Below are 23,343 nucleotides of genomic sequence, written 5' to 3' on the forward strand. Positions count from 1 at the left end.
GGATAGAAAGGCCCGGCCTCATCGCCGGGCAGCACATGCCTTGGAGGCTACGCATTCCTGTGCGAGAGCGGGCGCGCCCGCGAACACGGGCGAAGCCCGTGCCGTCCACCGCACCACCTGCTTCGCGGCGGCTCGACGCATCGACGTGCCCGCTCCCGCAGGGTATCGCGCCAGTTTCTCGAGAGCTGGGTACACCGTTACCCCATGCGCCTATGCCAATTGCTGCCGGGAGTCCGCTCGGGAAAAGCGCTTTCGCATCGCCAGGGCTGGCTTCTCTACCAGCTCCCACGACACATACCCGGCCAACCAGGACGCCGGCACGGCAGCCAACATCAACCAATATGGCCCGGCCCATGGCATCGCACCCGCCAACACTTGCTGGATCGGAAATGCATACAGGTAGATGCCGTACGAGTAATCCTGCACCCACGAAGGCAGCTTCACCTGCGGGCAGTAAGCAAAGTACAGCGTGCCGTAAAGCGTCAGGATGGCACAGGTGAACACCTCAAAGCGCCCACCCTTGCTCAGCAGGAACAGCCCGGCACAGGCAAGCAGCAGCCACCACCGATGCGGGATCACCGCCCGGCACGAATAGAACGCCGAACCCGCCAGGAAGCACACCACCAACTTGAACGGATACTCCCCATAAGCCGGATGCAGGGTATGCAGCCCCAGCGCAATCACCAGCGCCGCCAGCGTCAGCCCTGCCAATGGCCATCGACAAACCCTGGCCACCAGCACCAACACCCCCAGCACCAGGTACATGCGCATTTCCAGCGGAATGGTCCACAAGCTGCCATTGACCGATACCCCATGGAAGCGCGGGGTAAAGCTCACCCCGGGCAGCACGAACTGGGCGTCCTTGAATATCAACAGCGGGCTATAGACGTACTTGTAAACCTGGCCTTTCGCCAAATACTCGGCAAGCGGCAACGAGGTAACCACAGGCCCCAGCACAAAGGCCATGAGCAACAGGCACACCAGCAAACCAGGCAAGATCCTCAGCGCACGCGCCAGGTAGAAATCCCGGGCATCATTCCTCTCACCACTGGCAGCGATCAAAAAACCGCTAACCATGAAGAACACTTCAACGCCCAGGCTGTGAACCGGCACCGGCATACCCAGCAGCAGCGCCGGGTCGGTACAACTCAGGCACTCCAGGTAGGACAGAGCAAAGGAATGCCCAACCACCACAGCGGTTGCCGCCAGCAACCTGATAATCAGGAAATTGTTATCACGCCCGCGACCTTTCATGACGTCGCCAAACATCAACATCATCCACGCTCCTTGAAATGACCCATTTCCGACATAAAAAAAGGGCGACCCGAGGGTCGCCCTTTTTTACCGATCAAACAGAACTCAGTTCTGCTTGGCCATTGCTTCGCGCAGCAGCGCAGCCATGGTGGTGTCGGCAGCCGCTTCCGGAGCGTTTTTCAGGCTCTGGATGGCTTCGCGCTCTTCAGCATCGTCCTTCGACTTGATGGACAGGCTGATAACGCGGGACTTGCGGTCAACGCTGATGATCTTGGCTTCGATCTCTTCGCCTTCCTTCAGGACGTTACGCGCGTCTTCAACGCGGTCACGGCTGATTTCGGAAGCCTTCAGAGTAGCTTCGATGTCGTCGGCCAGAGTGACGATGGCGCCTTTGGCGTCAACTTCTTTCACGATGCCCTTGACGATAGCGCCCTTGTCATTGACAGCAACGAAGTTGGAGAACGGATCGTCTTCCAGCTGCTTGATGCCCAGGGAGATGCGCTCGCGCTCTGGGTCGACCGACAGGATGACGGTTTCCAGCTCGTCGCCCTTCTTGAAACGACGTACGGCTTCTTCGCCGGTTTCGTTCCAGGAGATGTCGGACAGGTGAACCAGGCCGTCGATGCCGCCGTCCAGACCGATGAAGATACCGAAGTCGGTGATCGACTTGATGGTACCGGTGATCTTGTCACCCTTGTTGAACTGGCCGGAGAAGTCTTCCCATGGGTTGGACTTGCACTGCTTGATGCCCAGGGAGATACGACGACGCTCTTCGTCGATGTCCAGAACCATGACTTCCACTTCGTCGCCAACCTGAACGACTTTCGACGGGTGGATGTTCTTGTTGGTCCAGTCCATTTCGGAAACGTGTACCAGACCTTCAACGCCTTCTTCCAGCTCAGCGAAGCAGCCGTAGTCGGTCAGGTTGGTAACGCGAGCTTGTACGCGAGTACCTTCTGGGTAGCGGGCAGTGATAGCTACCCACGGATCTTCGCCCATCTGCTTCAGCCCCAGCGAAACGCGGTTGCGCTCGCGGTCGAACTTCAGAACGCGTACGTCGACTTCGTCGCCAACGTTAACGATTTCCGATGGGTGCTTGATACGCTTCCAGGCCATGTCGGTGATGTGCAGCAGGCCGTCGATACCGCCCAGGTCCACGAAGGCGCCGTAGTCGGTGAGGTTCTTGACGATACCTTTGACTTGTTGGCCTTCCTGCAGGGTTTCCAGCAGGGCTTCGCGCTCGGCGCTGTTCTCGGCTTCCAGCACGCTGCGACGGGAAACGACAACGTTGTTGCGCTTCTGGTCCAGCTTGATGACCTTGAATTCCAGCTCTTTGCCTTCCAGGTGGGTGGTGTCGCGCACAGGGCGGACATCAACCAGGGAGCCCGGCAGGAACGCACGGATGCCGTTAACGTCGACAGTGAAGCCGCCCTTAACCTTACCGTTGATAACGCCCTTGACCACTTCTTCGGCGGCGAAAGCTGCTTCCAGAACAATCCAGCACTCGGCGCGCTTGGCTTTTTCACGGGACAGTTTGGTTTCGCCAAAGCCGTCTTCGACCGCGTCCAGCGCAACGTGAACTTCGTCACCGACCTTGATGGTCAGCTCGCCAGCTTCGTTGTAGAACTGCTCGAGCGGGATGACGCCCTCGGACTTCAGGCCAGCGTGTACGGTAACCCAGTCGCCGTCGATGTCGACAACGATACCGGTGATGATGGCACCCGGCTGAAGATTGAGGGTTTTCAGGCTTTCTTCAAAGAGTTCTGCAAAGCTTTCGCTCATTTTAATTCCTGTAGATTCGGGCGAAACAGACGCCCATCGCCACATTCCAGACAATGTGGGTTTGTTTTAAGTAAAGGAAAGCCGGCAGGACGTTGACTGGTGCCCCTGCCTGCTCTCCTGGCTATCAGAGAAGGTCGCGCAGCGCGATCTCGCTCCTGATACGTTGCAACACCTGCTCGATGGACAACTCGGTAGAGTCCAACTGAATGGCGTCAGCCGCTGGCTTCAGCGGGGCCACTGCACGTTGGGTGTCGCGCTCATCACGCGCACGAATCTCATCCAGCAGACTCGACAGACTAACATCTTCACCCTTGTCCTTCAACTGCAGGTAGCGGCGACGCGCGCGCTCCTCCGCGCTGGCGGTGAGGAAGACTTTCAACGGCGCGTCCGGGAACACCACGGTGCCCATGTCGCGGCCGTCGGCAATCAGGCCCGGAGCCTCGCGGAATTCGCGCTGACGCACCAGCAGTGCATCCCGCACGGCCGGCAGCGAGGCAACCATCGACGCACCGGCGCCGACGGTTTCGGTGCGGATGACGTTGCTGACGTCCTCACCCTCAAGGATGATTTGTTGCAGCTTACCGGGCTCGGCGGCGATGAACTGCACATCCAGATGGGCGGCAAGCTTGGTCAGCAGCTCTTCGTTGGTCAGGTCGACACCGTGGTTGCTGGCATTGAACGCCAGCAACCGGTACAGCGCGCCGGAGTCCAGCAGCTTCCAGCCCAGCTCGCGAGCCAGCAGCCCGGCGACCGTGCCCTTGCCCGAGCCGCTTGGCCCGTCGATGGTGATGACCGGCGCCAGGGCACTCACGACTTGCCCTCTTCCGCCACGCGGATGCCCACTTCGGCGCACAGTGCCAGGAAGTTGGGGAACGAGGTGGCGACGTTGGCGCAGTCATGGATGCGGATCGGCGCGCTGGCGCGCAGCGAGGCAACGCTGAACGCCATGGCGATACGGTGGTCACCGTGGCCATGCACTTCGCCGCCGCCGAGCTGGCCGCCGTCGATGATGATGCCGTCCGGGGTCGGCTCGCACTTGATGCCCAGGGTGATCAGGCCGTCGGCCATGACCTGGATGCGGTCGGATTCCTTCACCCGCAGTTCTTCGGCACCACGCAGCACGGTACGCCCCTCGGCGCAGGCAGCGGCAACGAACAGCACCGGGAATTCGTCAATAGCCAGTGGCACCAGCTCTTCAGGGATATCGATACCTTTCAGCTTGGCACCGCGCACACGCAGGTCGGCCACTGGCTCGCCGCCGACTTCACGCTGGTTTTCCAGGGTGATGTCGCCGCCCATCAGGCGCAGGATGTCGATCACGCCGGTGCGGGTCGGGTTGATGCCAACGTGTTCCAGCACCAGCTCGGAGCCTTCGGCAATGGACGCTGCCACCAGGAAGAACGCTGCCGAGGAAATGTCGGCCGGCACTTCGATACGGGTGGCAGTGAGCTTGCCGCCGGACTGCAGCGAGGCTACCGGGCCGTTACTCTCGACGCTGTAGCCGAAGCCGCGCAGCATGCGCTCGGTGTGGTCACGGGTAGGTGCAGGCTCGGTGACGGTGGTTTTGCCTTCGGCGTACAGGCCGGCCAGCAGCAGGCAGGATTTGACCTGGGCACTGGCCATCGGCAGCGTGTAGGTCAGCGCCTTGAGCTTGTGGCCACCACGGATGGTCAGCGGCGGGCGGCCGTCCGGGCCGGTCTCGACCACGGCACCCATTTCGCGCAGCGGATTGGCCACACGGTTCATCGGGCGCTTGGACAGCGAAGCGTCGCCGGTCATGGTCACGTCGAACGGCTGGCCAGCCAGCAGGCCCGACAGCAGCCGCATCGAGGTACCCGAGTTGCCCACGTACAGCGGCCCGGGTGGCGGCTTGAGGCCGTGCAGGCCAACGCCGTGAATGGTCACGCGACCATGGTTGGGCCCTTCGATGACCACACCCATGTCACGGAATGCCTGCAGGGTCGCCAGCGCGTCCTCACCTTCGAGGAAGCCCTCGACCTCGGTGGTACCTTCGGCCAGCGAGCCGAGCATGATCGAGCGGTGGGAAATCGACTTGTCGCCCGGTACGCGGATTCGCCCGGACAGGCGGCCACCCGGTTGGGCCAGGAAAATCAGATCGTTGGCGTTCATAGCGTCCACATAGGCCCGTCGGGCCAGGATTTTACTGAAATGCTCGCGGGCAACGCGTGCGCGGGTGAATACACCCAGCAACTGGTGCCCGTCCCCTTCAGCGATCGCGTCGCGCAAAGCGTCGAGATCACTGCGATATGTATCAAGCGTGCGCAGGACAGCGTCGCGGTTGGCGAGGAAGATGTCGTGCCACATGGTCGGGTCGCTGCCGGCGATTCTCGTGAAATCGCGGAAGCCCCCCGCAGCGTACCGGAAGATCTCGAGGTTTTCATTGCGCTTGGCCAGTGAATCCACCAGGCCGAAGGCCAGCAGGTGCGGCAGGTGACTGGTGGCAGCCAGCACTTCGTCGTGGCGCTCGACCGACATGTGCTCCACATCGGCATCCAGCGCGCGCCACAGGCGATCGACCAGGGCCAGGGCGGTCGGGTCGGTTTCGGCCAGCGGCGTGAGAATGACCTTGTGCCGGCGGAACAGGGCGGCATTGGAGGCCTCTACCCCGCTCTGCTCGGAGCCGGCGATGGGGTGGCCGGGGACGAAGCGCGGCAGGCGCTCTCCAAAGACGGCCCGCGCCTCACGCACGACGTTGCCCTTGGCGCTGCCGACGTCGGTGATGACGGCATCGCCAAGGTCGAGCGCGGCCAGGCGGGCCAGGACCTTCTCCATGGCCAGGATCGGCACGGCCAACTGGATGACATCGGCACCGACGCAGGCGGCGGCAAGGTCTTCTTCGCAGCGATCGACCACGCCCAAAGCCACGGCCTGCTTGCGCGAGGGGGCGTCCAGGTCTACACCGACCACTTCGCGGCACAGACCGCTTTCACGCAGGCCCTTGGCGAACGAGCCACCGATCAGGCCGAGGCCGACCACGACCAGGCGGTTGATGATTGGCGCGGGTTTGGTTGTTACTGCTTTTACCACTGGTGCGAACCCTGTTCAGAAATCTAGACAGCCTGTGAGGGCCATTGGGGCTGTCTTGCAGCCCATCGCGACACAAGGCCGCTCCTACAGGGGCCAGTACAGTTTCGAGGTCTGCACAATACCTGTAGGAGCGGCCTTGTGTCGCGATGGGGCGCGAAGCGGCCCCAACCATCTCAAATCAAAGCACCGCCTTCGGATACGAACCCAGCACCTTCAGCGCCACAGCCTCCTGGCTGATCTGCTCGAGCACCGCCTTGATCAGCGGGTCGCGGTGGTGGCCGACGAAATCGATGAAGAACACGTAGGTCCACTTGCCGCTGCGCGACGGGCGGGTCTCGATGCGGGTCAGGTCGATGCCGTTCTGGTGGAACGGCACCAGCAGCTCGTGCAAGGCACCCGGCTTGTTGCTCATCGAAACGATGATCGAGGTTTTGTCGTCGCCGGTCGGCGGCACTTCCTGGCTGCCGATCATCAGGAAGCGCGTGGAGTTGTCCGGGCGGTCTTCGATCTTCTCGGCCAGGCGCGTCAAACCATACAGGTTGGCCGCCATATCGCCGGCGATCGCCGCCGAGTTCCACTCGCCCTTGACCCGCTTGGCTGCCTCGGCATTGCTCGACACAGCCACGCGTTCCACGTTCGGGTAGTGCGCATCCAGCCACTTGCGGCACTGGGCCAGCGACTGGGCATGGGAGTAGATGCGGGTGATGCTGTCGGTCTTGGTGTTCTCGCCCACCAGCAGGTGGTGGTGGATGCGCAGTTCGACCTCGCCGCAAATCACCATGTCGTGCTCGAGGAAGCTGTCCAGGGTGTGGCTGACCGCACCTTCGGTGGAGTTTTCCACCGGCACCACGCCGAAGTTGACGGCACCGGCCGCCACTTCGCGGAACACTTCGTCGATGGCCGCCATCGGCCGGCTGATTACCGCGTGGCCGAAGTGCTTCATGGCCGCAGCCTGGGTGAAGGTACCTTCAGGGCCGAGGTAGGCGATTTTCAGCGGCTCTTCCAGGGCCAGGCACGATGACATGATTTCGCGGAACAGCCGCGCCATCTCTTCGTTGTCCAACGGGCCCTTGTTGCGCTCCATAACGCGCTTGAGCACGGCAGCTTCACGCTCGGGGCGGTAGAACACCGGCTTTTCGCCCTCGGCCAGCGAGGCGGTCTTGACCTTGGCCACTTCCTGGGCGCAACGGGCGCGCTCGCTGATCAGCTCGAGGATCTTCTCGTCGAGGCTGTCGATGCGAACGCGCAGCGCCTTCAGTTCGTGCTCGGACATCAGCCGTGCTCCTTCTCGAATTCGGCCATGTAGGCCACCAGAGCTTCGACTGCGTCAAGGCCCAGGGCGTTGTAGATCGAGGCGCGCATGCCGCCTACCGAACGGTGGCCCTTGAGGTTGAGCAGGCCACGGGCATCGGCGCCGGCGAGGAAGGCCTTGTCCAGCCGCTCGTCAGCCAGGCGGAACGGCACGTTCATCCACGAACGGGCGTTGTGGCTGATCGGGTTGGTGTAGAACTCGCTGCTGTCGATGAAGCCGTACAGGCGGTCTTTCTTGGCGCGGTTGCGCTGCTCCATGGCATCGACGCCACCCTGCTCTTTCAGCCACTCGAACACCAGGCCCGAGAGGTACCAGGAGTAGGTGGCCGGGGTGTTGTACATCGAGCCGTTGTCGGCCGAGACCTTGTAGTCGAGCATGGTCGGGCAGCAGCTGCGGGCGTGGCCCAGCAGGTCTTCACGCACGATCACCACTACCAGGCCGCTCGGGCCGATGTTCTTCTGCGCGCCGGCGTAGATCAGGCCGTACTGCGATACGTCGATCGGGCGCGAGAGAATGTCGGAGGACATGTCGACCACCAGCGGCACGTCACCGGTTTCCGGCACCCAGTCGAACTGCAGGCCACCGATGGTCTCGTTGGACGCGTAATGCACGTAAGCGGCGTCCTTGGTCAGCTTCCACTCATTCTGGCCCGGGATGGCCAGGTAGTCGTAGGGCTTGGCGCTGGCGGCGACGTTGACGTTGCCAAAGCGGCGCGCTTCCTCGATGGCCTTTTTCGACCAGATGCCGGTCTCGATGTAGTCGGCGGTGCCGTTTTCCGGCAGCAGGTTCAGCGGGATTTCGGCGAACTGCTGGCTGGCGCCGCCCTGCAGGAACAGCACCTTGTAGTTGGAGGGGACGGAAAGCAGGTCACGCAGGTCCTGTTCGGCCTTTTCGGCGATGGCCACGTAATCGTCGCTGCGATGGCTCATTTCCATCACCGACAAGCCCTTGCCACGCCAATCCAGCATCTCGGCCTGGGCGCGCTGCAGAACAGCGTCAGGAAGCGCGGCAGGGCCCGCGCAGAAGTTAAAGGCTCGTTTGCTCACATCCACTCTCGCTCTGCCAAATAGAACAAATCGTCAATCTTCGATGCTGCCAGGAACCCTGTGGGAGCGGGTTTACCCGCGAACAAGGGCGAAGCCCTTGCCATGCACCGCGGTGTCTTCTTCGCGGGTAAACCCGCTCCCACAGGCTATTGCACCGCCCTTGAGGACGTTGCCAACTCTAATCAGTCAAACGGGGCGACCTTGGTCGCCCCGTTCGGGTTCTACGCTTGCTTACTCCTGCGGGGCCTCTTCGGCGCCAGCAGCTTCTTCGTTATCTGGCGCTTCAGCCTCGACGCCCTCTTCGTCCGTCTCGATCACATCATCGAGCTCTTCCTCGGACGGCTCCTGGATACGCTCCAGGCCTACCAGTGTCTCGTCAGTGGCCAGCTTGATCAAGGTCACACCCTGGGTGTTACGCCCCAGGCTGGACACTTCGCCAACGCGGGTACGCACCAGCGTGCCCTGGTCGGAGATCAGCATGATCTCTTCGCCTTCCTGCACCTGGATGGCGCCGATCAGCAGGCCGTTGCGCCCCTTGGTGCCCATGGCGATCACGCCCTGGCCACCACGGCCGCGACGCGGGAACTTGGATAGCGGGGTGCGCTTGCCAAAGCCACGCTCGGAGGCGGTGAGGATCTGCGCGCCGGATTCCGGGATCAGCATGGAGATGATCTGCTGGCCCTTGCCCAGCTTCATGCCGCGCACGCCACGGGCGTTACGGCCCATCTCGCGCACCACGCTTTCAGCGAAGCGGATCACCTTGCCGGCGTCGGAGAACATCATGACTTCCTTGGCACCGTCGGTGATGGCCGCAGCGATCAGGGTGTCACCTTCCTTCAGCTTCAGGGCGATCAGGCCGTTGGAGCGCGGACGGGCGAACTGCACCAGCGGGGTCTTCTTCACGGTACCCGAAGCGGTGGCCATGAAGATGTAGGCGCCGGTCGGCTCGGCCACCCACTCAGGGGTGTCGCCGTCTTCCTCGTCCACTTCCTCGGCCTCGACCACTTCACCTTCGAGCACGGTGTCTTCCGCGTCCTCCAGCTCTTCATCGGCGCCAGCATTCTGCTGCAGGGCCTCGAGGTCGATCTGCAGCATGGCGGTGATGCGCTCACCTTCCTCCAGCGGCAACAGGTTGACCAGTGGGCGGCCGCGGGCGGCGCGGGACGCTTCAGGGATGTCGTAGGTCTTCAGCCAGTAAACCTTGCCCTTGCTGGAGAACAGCAGCAGGGTGGCGTGGCTGTTGGCAACCAGCAGGTGCTCGACGTAGTCCTCGTCCTTCACCCCGGTAGCCGACTTGCCTTTGCCGCCACGGCGCTGGGCCTGGTAGGCGGACAGCGGCTGGGTCTTGGCGTAGCCGCCGTGGGAAATGGTCACCACGCGCTCTTCTTCCGGGATCATGTCGCCGTAGTTGAGGTCGTGGCGCGCATCGAGAATTTCGGTGCGGCGGGCATCGCCGTATTCGGCGCGGATGGCTTCCAGCTCTTCGCGGATCACTTCCATCAGGCGCTCGGCGCTGCTGAGGATGCGGATCAGCTCACCGATCTGCTCGAGGATTTCCTGGTACTCGGCCAGCAGCTTCTCGTGCTCAAGACCGGTCAGGCGGTGCAGGCGCAGGTCGAGAATGGCTTGTGCCTGTTCCGGCGACAGGTAGTACTTGCCTTCACGCAGGCCGTACTGCTCCGGCAGGTCCTCAGGGCGGCAGGAATCGGCGCCGGCGCGCTCGACCATGACCTGCACGGCACTGGATTCCCAGGCGGTGGAGACCAGGGCCTCCTTGGCTTCGGACGGGGTCGGCGAGGCCTTGATCAGGGCGATGACCGGGTCGATGTTGGACAGTGCGACCGCCTGGCCTTCAAGGATGTGGCCGCGTTCGCGGGCCTTGCGCAGCTCGAACACGGTACGGCGGGTCACCACTTCACGGCGGTGACGGACGAACGCCTCGAGCAGGTCCTTGAGGTTGAGCAGGCGCGGACGACCGTCGACCAGGGCGACGACGTTGATGCCGAACACGCTCTGCAGCTGGGTCTGCGAATACAGGTTGTTGAGCACCACCTCCGGCACCTCGCCGCGACGCAGCTCGATGACGATGCGCATGCCGTCCTTGTCGGACTCGTCGCGCAGCTCGGTGATGCCTTCGATCTTCTTCTCTTTGACCAGCTCGGCGATCTTCTCGATCAGGCGTGCCTTGTTCAGCTGGTACGGCAGCTCGGTGACCACGATCTGCTGGCGGCCGCCGACCTTGTCGATGTCTTCGATTTCGGAGCGGGCGCGCATGTAGATGCGGCCACGACCGGTGCGATAGGCCTCGATGATGCCCTGGCGGCCGTTGATCAGGCCGGCAGTCGGGAAGTCCGGGCCGGGGATGTGCTGCATCAGCTCATCGATGGTGACTTCGGGGTTGTCGATGAGTGCCAGGCAGCCATCGATGACCTCGCCGAGGTTGTGCGGCGGGATGTTGGTTGCCATGCCCACGGCGATACCGCTGGAACCGTTGACCAGCAGGTTGGGGATACGGGTCGGCATGACCGCCGGGATCTGCTCGGTGCCGTCGTAGTTGGGCACCCAGTCGACGGTCTCTTTGTGCAGGTCGGCCAGCAGCTCGTGGGCCAGCTTGGCCATGCGCACTTCGGTGTATCGCATGGCTGCGGCGTTGTCGCCGTCCACCGAACCGAAGTTGCCCTGGCCATCGACCAGCAGGTAGCGCAGCGAGAACGGCTGGGCCATACGCACGATGGTGTCGTAGACCGCGGTGTCGCCATGCGGGTGGTACTTACCGATCACGTCACCGACCACACGGGCGGATTTCTTGTACGGCTTGTTCCAGTCGTTGCCCAGTTCGCTCATCGCATAGAGAACGCGGCGATGCACGGGCTTCAAGCCGTCACGCGCATCGGGCAGCGCTCGCCCGACAATCACGCTCATCGCGTAGTCGAGGTAGGACTGTCTCAGTTCGTCTTCGATATTGACCGGGAGGATTTCTTTGGCCAGTTCGCCCATGAGAAGCCTGATTCCTTTTTCTGGTGAAACTTCGCAGCTCCATCAAGGGCCGAACGAAGCTCGCCGCCGCAGCGCATAAGGGTGCGACGACTTACGACAAATCAATGAGTTGTGCCATGGATCTGCGCAATGAAGGCCGCTGTGGTGGGCGGTCTTGGAAACTGCCGGATGTTATCACAAAGGCAGGGGCGGTGGGGAGATGTGGCAGGTGGCCTCAAGCGGCTTTGGATATTGATCTTCCATAACCTGTGCCGGCCTCTTCGCGGGTGAACCCGCTCCCACAGGGTTATCACAAGGCCTGAGGGAGACGGCACACCTGTGGGAGCGGGTTTACCCGCGAAGAGGCCGGCACAGGCACTACGAATATCAGTGCAACCGCTTGCGGCATATCAGTTGCGCCAGCTTGGCGGTATCCGGCCGCTCGACGATGCCGCGCTCGGTCACGATCACGTCGATCAGGTCGGCCGGGGTCACGTCGAATACCGGGTTGAATACCTCGACATCCGGCGCCACGCGGGTGCCGCCAATGTCCAGCAACTCGTCGGCAGCGCGCTCTTCCAGCGGGATGTCCTCACCCGTGGCCAGGTTCAGGTCGATGCTGGTGCTCGGCGCCACCACCATGAAACGCACGCCATGGTGCATGGCGCTGACTGCCAGCTGGTAGGTGCCGATCTTGCTGGCAACGTCGCCGTTGGCGGCAATGCAGTCCGCACCTACCACCACCCAGGTGATGCCCTTGCTCTTCATCAGGTGGGCCAGCGCCGAGTCGGCGCACAGGGTCACCGGGATGCCTTCGTTGGCCAGTTCCCAGGCGGTCAGGCGCGAGCCATGCAGCCAGGGGCGTGTCTCGCCGGCATACACCCGCTCGACCATGCCCTCCAGGTAGCCGGCGCGGATCACCCCCAGCGCAGTGCCGAAACCACCACCGGCCAGGGCGCCGGCATTGCCGTAGGTGAGCAGGGTCTGGGCGTTGCCCTGGTGACGGCGAATCAGCTCGACACCCTGCTGGGCCATGGTCAGGTTGGCTTCGCGGTCGCTTTCATGAATGGCCACCGCTTCGGCCTCCAGCGCCGCCAGCACGCCCTCATCCGGACGCAGGCGCTGCAGGCGCTCGCGCATGCGGTTCAGCGCCCAGAACAGGTTGGCGGCGGTAGGGCGCGCTTCGGCCAGGGTGAGGAAGTCATCTTCCAGGTCCATTTCCCAATCACCCCCCTCGGCCAGCCGCTCTTCCAGGGCCAGCACCAGGCCATAGGCCGCGGCAATGCCGATGGCCGAGGCGCCGCGCACGACCATGTCGCGGATCGCCGCCGCCACCTGCGCGACATTGTCGCAGGCCAGCCAGCGTTCTTCTGACGGCAGCAGGCGCTGGTCGAGCAGATGCAAGACGCCGTCCTGCCAGCGGATCCCGGTCACCTTCTCCGCCGCCAAAAGTCGCTCGCGCATCGCCTCTCCCCGTCGTTCGGATATCAAAAGCCGGCGATTATAGCGACCCTCGGGGCCGAGCGCTCGGGTATACTCCGGCGCAATTTTGCGAAGTTTCAGAGGACTGTTCAATGAGCAACGTCGACCGCGCCGAAATCGCCAAGTTCGAAGCGCTGGCCCACCGCTGGTGGGACCGCGAAAGCGAGTTCAAGCCGCTGCACGAAATCAACCCGCTGCGCGTCAACTGGATCGACGAGCGCGCCAGCCTGGCCGGCAAGAAAGTGCTGGACGTGGGTTGCGGTGGCGGCATCCTCAGCGAGGCCATGGCCCTGCGCGGCGCCACGGTCACCGGCATCGACATGGGTGAGGCGCCGCTGGCCGTGGCCCAGCTGCACCAGCTGGAGTCGGGCGTGCAGGTGGAATACCGGCAGATCACCGCCGAAGCCCTGGCCGAGGAAATGCCCGAACAGTTCGACGTGGTCACCTGCCTGGAAATGCTCGAGCACGTGCCCGACCCGTCTTCGGTCATCCGCGCCTGCTACCGCATGGTCAAGCCTGGCGGCCAGGTGTTCTTCTCCACCATCAACCGCAACCCCAAGGCCTACCTGCTGGCCATTGTCGGCGCCGAATACATCCTGAAGATGCTGCCGCGCGGCACCCATGACTTCAAGAAGTTCATCCGCCCGTCCGAGCTGGGCGCCTGGAGCCGCGTTGCCGGCCTGCAGGTGAAGGACATCATCGGCCTGACCTACAACCCGCTGACCAAGCATTACAAGCTCAGCAGCGACGTTGACGTCAACTACATGATCCAGACCCTGCGCGAGGAATGAGCATGCGCTTGCAAGCAGTACTCTTCGACATGGACGGCACCTTGCTCGACACGGCGCCGGACTTCATCGCCATCTGCCAGGCCATGCTCGCCGAGCGCGGCCTGCCGGCCGTCGATGACAAGCTGATCCGCGACGTGATCTCCGGCGGTGCCCGGGCGATGGTCGCCGCCACCTTCGCCATGAGCCCGGAGGCCGAAGGCTTCGAGCCCCTGCGCCTGGAGTTCCTCGAACGTTACCAGCGCGACTGCGCGGTGCACAGCAAGCTGTTCGACGGCATGGCCGAGCTGCTGGCCGACATCGAGAAAGGCAACCTGCTGTGGGGCGTGGTCACCAACAAGCCGGTGCGCTTCGCCGAGCCGATCATGCAACAGCTGGGCCTGGCCGAGCGTTCGGCGCTATTGATCTGCCCGGACCACGTCAAGAACAGCAAACCCGACCCCGAGCCGCTGATCCTGGCCTGCAAGACCCTGGGCCTGGACCCCGCCAGCGTACTGTTCGTCGGCGACGACCTGCGCGACATCGAGTCTGGCCGCGACGCCGGCACCCGCACGGCGGCGGTGCGCTACGGCTATATTCATCCAGAGGACAACCCCAACAACTGGGGCGCCGACGTGGTGGTGGACCACCCGCTGGAGCTGCGCAAAGTGATCGACAGCGCGCTGTGCGGCTGCTGAACCCCGTCTAGACCGCAGCACAGCCCCTGTGGGAGCGGGTTTACCCGCGAATGCGTCAGCCCAGACGACAACGGCGCCTGATCGCACGCATTCGCGGGTAAACCCGCTCCCACAGGGGACGGTGCCGCGCCAAACGAACTCGAAGGACCTACCATGTTCGACTACACCGCCCGCCCCGACCTGCTGCAAGGCCGGGTCATCCTGGTTACCGGTGCCGGCCGCGGCATCGGCGCCGCTGCCGCCAAGGCCTACGCTGCACTGGGCGCCACCGTGCTGCTGCTGGGCAAGACCGAGGCCAACCTCAACGAGGTCTACGACCAGATCGAAGCCGCGGGGCACCCGCAACCGGTGGTGATCCCGTTCAACCTGGAAACCGCCCTGCCCCACCAGTACGACGAACTGGCGGTGATGATCGAGGAGCAGTTCGGCCGCCTCGACGGCCTGCTGAACAATGCTTCGATCATCGGCCCGCGCACGCCGCTGGAGCAGCTGTCGGGCGACAACTTCATGCGCGTGATGCACATCAACGTCAATGCCACCTTCATGCTCACCAGCACCCTGCTACCGCTGCTGAAGCTGTCGGAAGACGCTTCGGTGGTATTCACCAGCAGCAGCGTCGGGCGCAAGGGCCGGGCCTACTGGGGCGCCTATGGCGTGTCCAAGTTCGCCACCGAGGGCCTGATGCAAACCCTGGCCGATGAACTGGACGGCGTAGCACTGGTGCGCTCCAACAGCATCAACCCGGGCGCAACGCGCACGGCGATGCGGGCACAGGCCTACCCCAGCGAAAATCCGCAGAACAACCCGCTGCCGGAAGAGATCATGCCGGTGTACCTGTACCTGATGGGGCCGGACAGCAAAGGGGTGAATGGGCAGGCGTTCAACGCCCAGTAGGCTTGCACCGGCCTCTTCGCGGGCACGCCCGCTACCACAGGGTTATTCACCGCCATGAGGGCAGCGCAGCACTTGTAGGAGCGGGTTTACCCGCGAAGAGGCCAGGACAGGAGAGCGATCAGCCCGCGGCCAGTGCCGGGCGCATGCGCCCCTGCTGGCGCCCTTCCAGCTGCATGCACCGCTCCAGGAACAGGTACATGCAGTCATAACTCTTGCAAATCGCCCTGCGCAGTTCGTTGCGCAGCCCCAGGGTCGGGTTCTCGCCGGCCAGGGTGCAGATGATCTCCAGCGCCTCCCACGGGTGCGCGTCGTCATACTGGGCATGCATCTTCAGCCACTTCATCGCCCGCTTGCGCTGATCCTCCGGAAAACCCAACGCATAGGTGTCGGTGGAGCACACCACCGCCGACCATTCGCCGGTCGCACCTTCGATGGCGTAGTTGGTCGCCGCCATGGAAATGGCCAGGTTCTCGGTAGCGCATACGCGCCAGCACCAGTCGTTCAGGCCGTTCAGCTCAGGCGGCACTTCCTGGGCCTGCAACTCGTGCAGGTGCACGCCATGCGCCTGGCACCAGTTCACCCAGTAGTCGGCGTGGTTGAGCTCGACACGGATGTTGCGCATCAGCCAGCGCCGCGCCATGTCTTCGCCCTGGTGCCGGCCATAGCGGGTCTTGGTCAGGTTGTGGGCCATGTACAGCGAGAATTGCTCCACCACCGGCCAGCCACCGATCAGGTACTGGCGAATGGTCGATTGTTTCAACTGGCCATCGCGCAGGCGCGTGTAGAACTCATGCTCAACTACCCGGCGCTTGCTCTCGCGACAGTCTTCAATCAGTTGCTGGGCCCATTGGGGATAGCTGGCGGGATCCATCAAAGGCCCGATACGAACGAATGCATCAATCACTTTCAGCTCCTTGATCCTTGTGATTTCTAGCTAACGAAACGTGCCAGGTGCCCGCTGCAACAGAGGCCGGGCGGCGATCCGTTGGCGCTGCAGACTGTCACAGGTGAACACCTGGGGGCGTTCGATGAGATAGCCCTGAGCGTAATCCACGCCAATTTCCTGCAAGGCCTGCTCGATCAAGGGTGTTTCGACGAATTCGGCAATGGTGCGCTTGCCCATTACGTGACCGATATGGTTGATGACCTCGACCATGGCCCGGTTGACCGGGTCGTCGAGCATGTCCTTGACGAAACTCCCGTCGATCTTCAGGTAATCCACCGGCAAATGCTTGAGATAGGCGAACGACGACATGCCGGCGCAGAAGTCATCGAGCGAGAAGCGACAACCCAGCCCCTTCAGCTCGTTGATGAAGCGAATGGCGCTGCCAAGGTTGGCTATGGCACTGGTTTCGGTGATTTCGAAACAGATCATCCGCGGCGGGATGGCGTATTCGACGAACAGGCGCTGCAGGTATTCGAGGAACTTGTCGTCGCCAATGCTCGAGCCCGACAGGTTGATCGCGCAGATCGACAGCGGCCCCTCGCGCCCTTCGTCCAGGCACTGGCGAATGACCTGGAACACATTGCGCACCACCCAGCGGTCCAGCGCGGTCATCAGGCCGTAGCGCTCGGCCGCCGGGATGAAACTGCTGGGCAGAATGGTACGGCCGCTTTCGTCGTGCAGACGCAGCAGAATCTCGATATGGCCGGGGCCTTCGAAGGTTTTCAGCGGGGCGATTTCCTGGGCGTACAGGCAGAAGCGGTTTTCCTCCAGGGCCACATGCAAGCGCTGGATCCAGGCCATTTCGCCAAAACGCATGGACAGCTCGCTGTCGTCGGCATGGTACACCTGCACGCGGTTGCGGCCCTTTTCCTTGGCCATGTAGCAGGCCATGTCGGCGGCGCGCAGCGAGCTTTCGAGGGTGCCGGGAGCCTGGGCCATGTGCACCAGGCCGACGCTGACGGTGGTGACGAACGGTCGCCCCTTCCACACGAAATGCAGGCTCTGCACCAGCTGGCGCAGTTGCTCGGCAATGCGCTCGGCCTGGTCGGGCGGGCAGTTTTCCAACAGCACACCAAATTCGTCACCCCCCAGCCGGGCCAGGGTGTCGCCTTCGCGCAGGCCGGATTGCAGCACGGCGCAGATGTGCCGCAGCAGTTCGTCGCCGGCGGCATGCCCGCAGGTGTCGTTGACCAGCTTGAACTGGTCAAGGTCGAGGAACATCAGCGAATGCCGCCCGGCCTGGCGCGCCAGGTCATTGAGCGCCTGCTCCAGGCGGTATTCGAACTCGCGGCGGTTGGCCAGGCCGGTCAGGGCGTCGTGGGTGGCCTGCCAGGACAGGTTGGCGATGTACTGGCGCTCCTGGGTCATGTCGTGCAGCACCAGCACGATGCCGCTGACCTGGCCGTCACTGACGATCGGCGAACCGACCAGGTTGACCGACACAGTGCTACCGTCCAGGCGCTGGATGAGCCGGGCATGTTCAGCGCCGCCCTTGAGGCTGCCGCTGAGCACCTGCTCCACCAGGCTGCGGCCGTCTTCCTCGGCCTGCTCGTCCACCAGGCTGAACAGCGCCGACAGCGGCAGGCCCTGGGCCTGGCCGGCCTGCCAGTGGGTCAGTTGCTCGGCGGCCGGGTTCATGTAGCCGATACTGCCCTCCACATCAGCGGCAATCACCGCATCGCCGATGGCCTGCAGGGTGATCTGCGCCCGCTCCTTTTCTTCCTGCAGGGCGCTGGCAAAGGCCTGGCGCTGGGCCAGCAGCTTGCTGGAGCGACGCCAGGCAATGGCAATCAGGAACATCGCAGTCAGCAGGTTGGTGATCAGCAGTACCCGCAGCAGCATGCGCGAGCCTTCGCCCAGAGCATCGCTGAACGCCCTGGCGGCCGGGGTTACCCCTTCATTGATGGTGACGATGCGCGCCTTCCAGTCGCTGACCGTGCGGGCGTCGACCGGGCCAGCGGCGAAGCTGCTGCGCATTTCCACGGCCAGCATATCCAGCTTGCCCAGGTAGTCGTCGCCGATGTCCCAGTAGTCGATTGCCGTCTGCATGTAGCTGACGTTGCGAAAGTTGCGGTAGAACCAGATGATCCGCTCGACATCGTCAGGATGGTTGCCGCCTTGCAGCACGGCCTGGCGCGCGGCGTTCAGGTCGGGGCTGGGCTGGTCGAGCACCTCGCGCAGCTGGTAGTCGCCCTGGGGCACGGTGATAGCCTGGCGATAGCGCTGGTAGGTGCTGTCGTCGCGGGTTTCGGCGTACAGGTTGAGGTAGTAGATGGCGTCTTTCTGTGCCTTGGACCACAGGCTTTCGCCCGCGACATAGGCACGCACGGCCGAGAGCGTATAAAGGCTGAGGCTGCCCAAGGCGACCTGGAAGACCACCACGGCGATGAAGGGCCAGGTGATGCCGAGCAACTTTGGCGCTTCTAGAGTGCGATGTCCCTTCATGGAGTCCCTGTCACAGAGCAGATAAGGCGCAAATCAACCCAGACAAGCACAGCGTAGGCCATTTGCCATCCCCATGGCTGGGTTTTTTATGACAGGGAGGCTGGGGATTTTCACACGGACTTCCCGGCCCTGTCGCAGGCACGCCACCTCCCACAGGTACCCCACAATACTCAGGCCTGTGGTAATCCTGCGGGAGCTGGCTTGCCGACGACAGGGCCCGCACTGGCTGGCAAAAATTCAGCTCTGCTGCAGGTGCCCATACAACTTGGCATACAACCCACCCTCGGCAATCAGCTGCTGATGGTCGCCATCCTCGGCCACATGTCCGCCATCGAACACCAGCACCCGGTCGGCCTGTTTCACCGCCGACAGGCGGTGGGCGATGATCAGTGTGGTACGGCCGCTGAGGAAGCGCGCCAGGGCCTGGTGCAGGTTGTATTCGGTGGCGGCATCCAGGGCCGAGGTGGCTTCGTCGAGGATCACCACCTTGGGCTCGGCCAGCACCATGCGGGCAATGGCCAGGCGCTGGCGCTGGCCACCGGACAAGCGCACGCCGGAGCGCCCCACCACACTGTCCAGGCCCTGTGGCAAGGCGGCGATGGTGGCATCCAGCTGGGCGATGCGCAGTGCCTGCCAGCAGGCCTCGTCGCTGCTGTCACGGCCCATGGTCAGGTTGGCGCGCACGGTGTCGTTGAACAATGACGGGTGCTGCAACACCACCGCGACGTTCTCGCGCAGGGTTTCCAGGCCGATTTCCTGCAGGCTGGCACCGCCAAAGCGGATGGTGCCGGCCTGGGCGCTATAAAGGCCCAGCAACAGTTGCACCAGGGTGCTCTTGCCACCACCGCTGGCACCGACGATCGCTACCTTCTCGCCTGGGGCGATGGACAGGTCGAGGTGCTCGAGCACCGGCTCGTCGGCATAGGCAAAGCGCAGGTCGCGCACTTCGATGCCCACCGTCTCGCGGCCGGCGAACGGGTCACTGGCGGCCGGGTACTGCGGCTCGTCGGCACGCGCCAGCAGTTCGTTGAGGCGGCTCAACGCACCACCGGCGGCGTAGTAGGCATATTGCAGGTTGAGCAACTGCTCCACCGGGCCGATCATGAACCACAGGTAGCTGAACACCGCCAGCATCTGGCCGATCGACAGGTCGGAGAACAGCACGGTGAGCATGGCCGCGGCGCGGAAGATATCGATGCCGAACTGGAACAGCAGGCCACTGGCACGGCCACTGGCATCGCTCTTCCATTGCGAGTCCACGGCGTAGTCACGCACTTCGCGGGCGCGCAGGCCAAGGCGACCGAGGAAGTAGCCCTGGCGGTTGCCAGCGCGGATTTCCTGGATGGCATCGAGGGTTTCCGCCAACGCCTGGGTAAACCGCGCGGTACTGTCGTTCTCGAGTTTTTTCAGGTGCTTGACGCGCTTGCCCAACTGCACGGTGAAGTAGATCACCAGCGGGTTGAACAGCAATATCAGCAAGGCCAGCTGCCAGTGCATCCAGATCAGGATGGCCGCCGTGCCGGTCAGGGTCAGCATGGCCACCAGGAAGCGGCTGAGGGTTTCGCCGACGAATTTGTCGAGGGTGTCCAGGTCGGTGACCAGGTGGGTGGTCACCGTCCCGCTGCCCAGGCTTTCGTATTCCTTCAGCGAGATGCGCTTGAGCCGCTCGATCAGGCGGATGCGCAGACGATAGACGATGTCCTTGGCCAGGCCGGCGAACAGCTTGGCCTGGATCACGTTGAACGCCAGGGCGGACAGGCGCAGGCACAGGGTCAGCAGCAACATCAGGCCGATGTAGCCGGCCGCCACCTGCCAGCTGGACGGCAGCAAGTGGTTCATCCACTTCAGCGCGGCGTCGCCATGGCCCAGCAGCACTTCGTCCACCAGCAGCGGCAGCAGCAGCGGGATGGGCACGCTGCAGCAAGCCGCCAATACGGCGATGAAGTTGGCGGACCAGAGGTTTTTCTTGTGGTGCAGGGCCAGGCGGCGGATTTCCGCCCAGCTCAGTCGATCGGCCACAGCGTGAGGCTTACCCGGCACCGGGTCGGGTGACCCAGGCACATCAAGCACAGGCGGCCTGCTGCAGCCAGCGGCCGAGCAAGGGTTGCAGGCGCTCCAGCGGCTGGTAGCCATTGGTCAGCAGGGCCAGTTGACCCTTGCGTTCGGCCAGCAGGGTCGGGAAACCGGCGATGCCCAAGTCATGGGCCCAGCTGAAATCGGCTGCGGTGGCGGCGCGGGTGTCGGCACGGGCAAAGGCCTCGGCGAACACGGCCCGGTCAAAGCCTGCCTGTTCGGCCAGTTCGACCAGATGCGGTGCAACGGTCACATCCACGCCCTGCTCGTAGAACGAACGCTGGATCAGCGCCAGCAGCAGCCAGACGCGCTCGGCGTCCAGCTCGCGGGCAGTGACCAGGGCACGGCAAGCCGGCTCGGTGTCGTAGACGAAGCCGTCGGGCATGGCCCCCTCGAAGCGGAACGGCTGGCCGGTGGCATCGGCCACTGCCTGCCAGTGTTCGAGGATGTACTTGCGGGTAGCGCTGTCCAGGGCACTGCCGCCGGTGCGCAGCCCGCCCGGCACCAGGCGGGTCGGCACGCCTGCCTCACGCGCCTGGGCGATCAGGGCCGCGGCCACTGGCGCAAAACCCCAGCACCAGGAGCACATCGGGTCCATCACATAGATCAGGCGTGCAGACATGCATCAAGCCTCGGCTTTGTAGTTGTAACCGATCGGGTGCGGCAGGTTGCGGGCCTTGGCCAGCTCGATCTGCTTCTGCCGGTCGATAGCGCTACGCCGGGTCTTCTCGCTCAGGGTGTCCCAGCAATGCGGGCAGCTGACCCCTGGCGAATAGTGCTCCGACGCGCGCTCCTCCGCATTGATCGGGTGGCGGCAGGCGTGGCACTGGTCGTACTCGCCCTCGCTCAGGTCATGGCGCACCGTGACGCGGTTGTCGAAGACGAAGCAGTCGCCGTCCCACAGGCTTTCTTCCTGAGGCACTTCCTCGAAGTATTTCAGGATGCCGCCCTTAAGATGATAGACCGCCTCGAAGCCTTCACCGAGCATGTAGCTGGAGGCTTTTTCGCAACGGATACCACCGGTGCAGAACATGGCAACCTTCTTGTGCTTGCTGGGGTCGAAGTTGGCCTTGATGTAGTCGGGGAACTCGCGGAATGTTTCGGTCTTCGGGTCGATGGCGCCCTTGAAGGTGCCGATGGCCACTTCGTAGTCGTTGCGGGTGTCGATCAGCAGCACTTCCGGGTCGCTGATCAGCGCGTTCCAGTCTTTGGGCTCGACGTAGGTGCCGACCGCCTGGTTCGGGTCCACGCCCGGCACGCCGAGGGTGACGATCTCTTTCTTGAGCTTGACCTTGGTGCGGTAGAACGGCTGTTCGTCGCAGTACGATTCCTTGTGGTCGACATCGACCAGGCGCGGGTCGTTGCGCAGCCAGGCCAGCAGGCCGTCGATGCCTTCGCGGGTGGCAGACACGGTGCCGTTGATGCCCTCGTGGGCCAGCAGCAGGGTGCCTTTGACGTTGTTGTCGAGCATGGTCTTGAGCAGCGGCTCACGCAGCTCGACGTAGTCTTCCAGGGTGACGAACTTGTACAGCGCCGCGACGACGATGGGTTGGGACATGAAGCAGGTTCTCCAGGTGGTTGCCCTCGTAAGGGGCGGACCGGGTTACACAAGAAACAGGGGGCCGCTGCGCGCCCCATCGCCGGCAAGCCAGCTCCCACAGGTATTGCGCCACACTCAAGGAGGGCACTTTACCTGTGGGAGCCGGCTTGCCGGCGATGGGCTGCACAGCAGCCCCCTTTTGGGATGTTGCGGATTCTACCAGAACAACAGCAAGGTTTCAGTGCCCGCCGCCCGCACACACCGGCGAGGCCGGTGCAACGCCGACCTTGGCCCACTCTTCGGCGGTGTAGGTGTGGATGGCCAGAGCATGGATCTCGCCCATCAGCTCACCCATGGTGGCGTACACCTTCTGGTGGCGCTTGACGCTGTTCAACCCGGCAAACTGCTCGCTGACGATCACTGCCTTGTAGTGGGTCTCCTGACCACGACTGTGCATGTGGCTTTCGTTGAGCACTTGCAGGTGTTGCGGCGCCAGGGCTGCCAGTTGCTGTTCGATACGCTGTTGCATGGTCATCGCGGCGTACTCACTTCTTCGCCGGGGCGGCGGCCTTGCCAGCGTTCGGGTCCAGTTCCTTGGTCATGTCGTCCAGCAGCTTGTTCACCACCGGTACCGCTGGCTCCAGGCTCTGCTGGGTCAGCTGGGCCGACTGCTGGGTGACCTTGGGCATTTCGCGCAGCACTTTCTTGCCCAGCGGCGATTCGTAGAACTTGACCAGGTCCTTGAGCTCCTGCTCGGTGAAGGTCTGGGTGTACAGGTCGACCATCTTCGGCTTCAGCTTGTTCCAGCCGATGGCGTTGTCCAGCGCGGCGTTGGCCTTGGCCTGGTAGCTTTCCAGCACTGGCTGCTTGGTGGCCGGGGCCTTGGTCTGGGCGAAACGCTGGGCGAACATCTGCTGGACCTGCATGTATACCGGGGTACCCAGCTTGTCAGCGTTGGCCAGGGTCAGGAATTTCTCGGCAGCAGCATTGTGGCTGGCGGTGGCAGCGAATACCTGGCCGCTGGCGCAAGCCAGGGCAACGGCGGCACAAAGGACACGGAGACGGGTCATTGCATTTCCT

The 23,343-nt window shown here is 63.4% G+C and carries 18 protein-coding genes; 3 read left to right on the forward strand and 15 right to left on the reverse strand.

Going from position 1 to position 23,343, the window contains the following annotated elements; genetic code table 11:
- Positions 1–210 precede the first annotated feature (210 nt).
- The 8 genes from M2S36_RS17760 to mtnA form a co-directional block, all read right to left on the reverse strand.
- The gene (locus M2S36_RS17760; protein WP_207829058.1) at positions 211–1,278 is read right to left on the reverse strand and encodes an acyltransferase family protein; all 1,068 of its coding nucleotides are present in this window, start codon (positions 1,276–1,278) and stop codon (positions 211–213) included.
- Positions 1,279–1,359: 81 nt separating this feature from the next.
- Positions 1,360–3,036, reverse strand: a complete 1,677-nt coding sequence (gene rpsA, locus M2S36_RS17765) for a 30S ribosomal protein S1 (protein WP_003252673.1) — start codon at positions 3,034–3,036, stop codon at positions 1,360–1,362.
- A gap of 124 nt (positions 3,037–3,160) precedes the next feature.
- Positions 3,161–3,847, reverse strand: coding sequence for a (d)CMP kinase (gene cmk, locus M2S36_RS17770; RefSeq protein ID WP_063911621.1), 687 nt, complete (start codon positions 3,845–3,847; stop codon positions 3,161–3,163).
- Positions 3,844–6,051: a bifunctional prephenate dehydrogenase/3-phosphoshikimate 1-carboxyvinyltransferase gene (locus M2S36_RS17775; RefSeq protein ID WP_233687214.1), complete on the reverse strand. Its 2,208-nt coding sequence runs from the start codon at positions 6,049–6,051 to the stop codon at positions 3,844–3,846. The genes cmk and M2S36_RS17775 overlap by 4 nt, the downstream gene beginning before the upstream one ends.
- A gap of 211 nt (positions 6,052–6,262) precedes the next feature.
- The gene (pheA, locus tag M2S36_RS17780; RefSeq protein WP_025338102.1) at positions 6,263–7,357 is read right to left on the reverse strand and encodes a prephenate dehydratase; all 1,095 of its coding nucleotides are present in this window, start codon (positions 7,355–7,357) and stop codon (positions 6,263–6,265) included.
- Complete coding sequence (gene serC / locus M2S36_RS17785) at positions 7,357–8,442, reverse strand: 3-phosphoserine/phosphohydroxythreonine transaminase (protein WP_207829062.1); 1,086 nt, start codon at positions 8,440–8,442, stop codon at positions 7,357–7,359. The genes pheA and serC overlap by 1 nt, the downstream gene beginning before the upstream one ends.
- A 231-nt stretch (positions 8,443–8,673) precedes the next feature.
- The gene (gene gyrA / locus M2S36_RS17790) at positions 8,674–11,439 is read right to left on the reverse strand and encodes a DNA gyrase subunit A (RefSeq protein WP_207829065.1); all 2,766 of its coding nucleotides are present in this window, start codon (positions 11,437–11,439) and stop codon (positions 8,674–8,676) included.
- Between the two features lie 366 nt (positions 11,440–11,805).
- On the reverse strand, positions 11,806–12,882 hold the full coding sequence (gene mtnA, locus M2S36_RS17795) for an S-methyl-5-thioribose-1-phosphate isomerase (RefSeq protein ID WP_207829075.1): 1,077 nt from the start codon (positions 12,880–12,882) through the stop codon (positions 11,806–11,808).
- Between the two features lie 110 nt (positions 12,883–12,992).
- Here mtnA and ubiG point away from each other — a divergent pair, with 110 nt between their 5' ends.
- The 3 genes from ubiG to M2S36_RS17810 all read left to right on the forward strand — a co-directional run bounded on the left by ubiG (position 12,993) and on the right by M2S36_RS17810 (position 15,259).
- The gene (gene ubiG, locus M2S36_RS17800) at positions 12,993–13,691 is read left to right on the forward strand and encodes a bifunctional 2-polyprenyl-6-hydroxyphenol methylase/3-demethylubiquinol 3-O-methyltransferase UbiG (RefSeq protein ID WP_025338098.1); all 699 of its coding nucleotides are present in this window, start codon (positions 12,993–12,995) and stop codon (positions 13,689–13,691) included.
- A 2-nt stretch (positions 13,692–13,693) separates the two neighbouring features.
- Positions 13,694–14,365, forward strand: coding sequence for an N-acetylmuramic acid 6-phosphate phosphatase MupP (mupP, locus tag M2S36_RS17805; RefSeq protein WP_207829082.1), 672 nt, complete (start codon positions 13,694–13,696; stop codon positions 14,363–14,365).
- A gap of 153 nt (positions 14,366–14,518) precedes the next feature.
- On the forward strand, positions 14,519–15,259 hold the full coding sequence (locus M2S36_RS17810) for a YciK family oxidoreductase (protein ID WP_333957531.1): 741 nt from the start codon (positions 14,519–14,521) through the stop codon (positions 15,257–15,259).
- A 118-nt stretch (positions 15,260–15,377) separates the two neighbouring features.
- Here M2S36_RS17810 and M2S36_RS17815 read toward each other — a convergent pair whose 3' ends face one another.
- From M2S36_RS17815 to M2S36_RS17845, 7 genes are all read right to left on the reverse strand, one after another.
- Positions 15,378–16,163: a TenA family transcriptional regulator gene (locus M2S36_RS17815; protein WP_207829086.1), complete on the reverse strand. Its 786-nt coding sequence runs from the start codon at positions 16,161–16,163 to the stop codon at positions 15,378–15,380.
- Between the two features lie 30 nt (positions 16,164–16,193).
- Complete coding sequence (locus M2S36_RS17820; RefSeq protein WP_207829088.1) at positions 16,194–18,650, reverse strand: EAL domain-containing protein; 2,457 nt, start codon at positions 18,648–18,650, stop codon at positions 16,194–16,196.
- A gap of 237 nt (positions 18,651–18,887) precedes the next feature.
- Entirely contained in the window at positions 18,888–20,720 is a 1,833-nt protein-coding gene (locus M2S36_RS17825) for an ABC transporter ATP-binding protein (protein ID WP_207829090.1), read from the reverse strand.
- Positions 20,713–21,345, reverse strand: a complete 633-nt coding sequence (locus tag M2S36_RS17830) for a DsbA family protein (protein WP_207829098.1) — start codon at positions 21,343–21,345, stop codon at positions 20,713–20,715. Before M2S36_RS17830 ends, M2S36_RS17825 begins: the two co-directional genes overlap by 8 nt.
- Before the next feature lie 3 nt (positions 21,346–21,348).
- Entirely contained in the window at positions 21,349–22,281 is a 933-nt protein-coding gene (trhO, locus tag M2S36_RS17835; protein WP_025338092.1) for an oxygen-dependent tRNA uridine(34) hydroxylase TrhO, read from the reverse strand.
- A gap of 220 nt (positions 22,282–22,501) precedes the next feature.
- Positions 22,502–22,798 carry a BolA family protein gene (locus M2S36_RS17840; RefSeq protein ID WP_003252644.1) on the reverse strand — a complete coding sequence of 99 codons (297 nt, stop codon included), beginning with the start codon at positions 22,796–22,798 and terminating at the stop codon, positions 22,502–22,504.
- 10 nt (positions 22,799–22,808) lie between these two features.
- Positions 22,809–23,333 (reverse strand): DUF2059 domain-containing protein, encoded by a 525-nt coding sequence (locus tag M2S36_RS17845; RefSeq protein WP_207829102.1) that lies wholly within the window; start codon positions 23,331–23,333, stop codon positions 22,809–22,811.
- Positions 23,334–23,343: the final 10 nt, after the last annotated feature.

It is taken from the genome of Pseudomonas sp. SF2 (assembly GCF_036858055.1).
In the GTDB taxonomy this organism is placed as follows: Bacteria; Pseudomonadota; Gammaproteobacteria; order Pseudomonadales; family Pseudomonadaceae; genus Aquipseudomonas.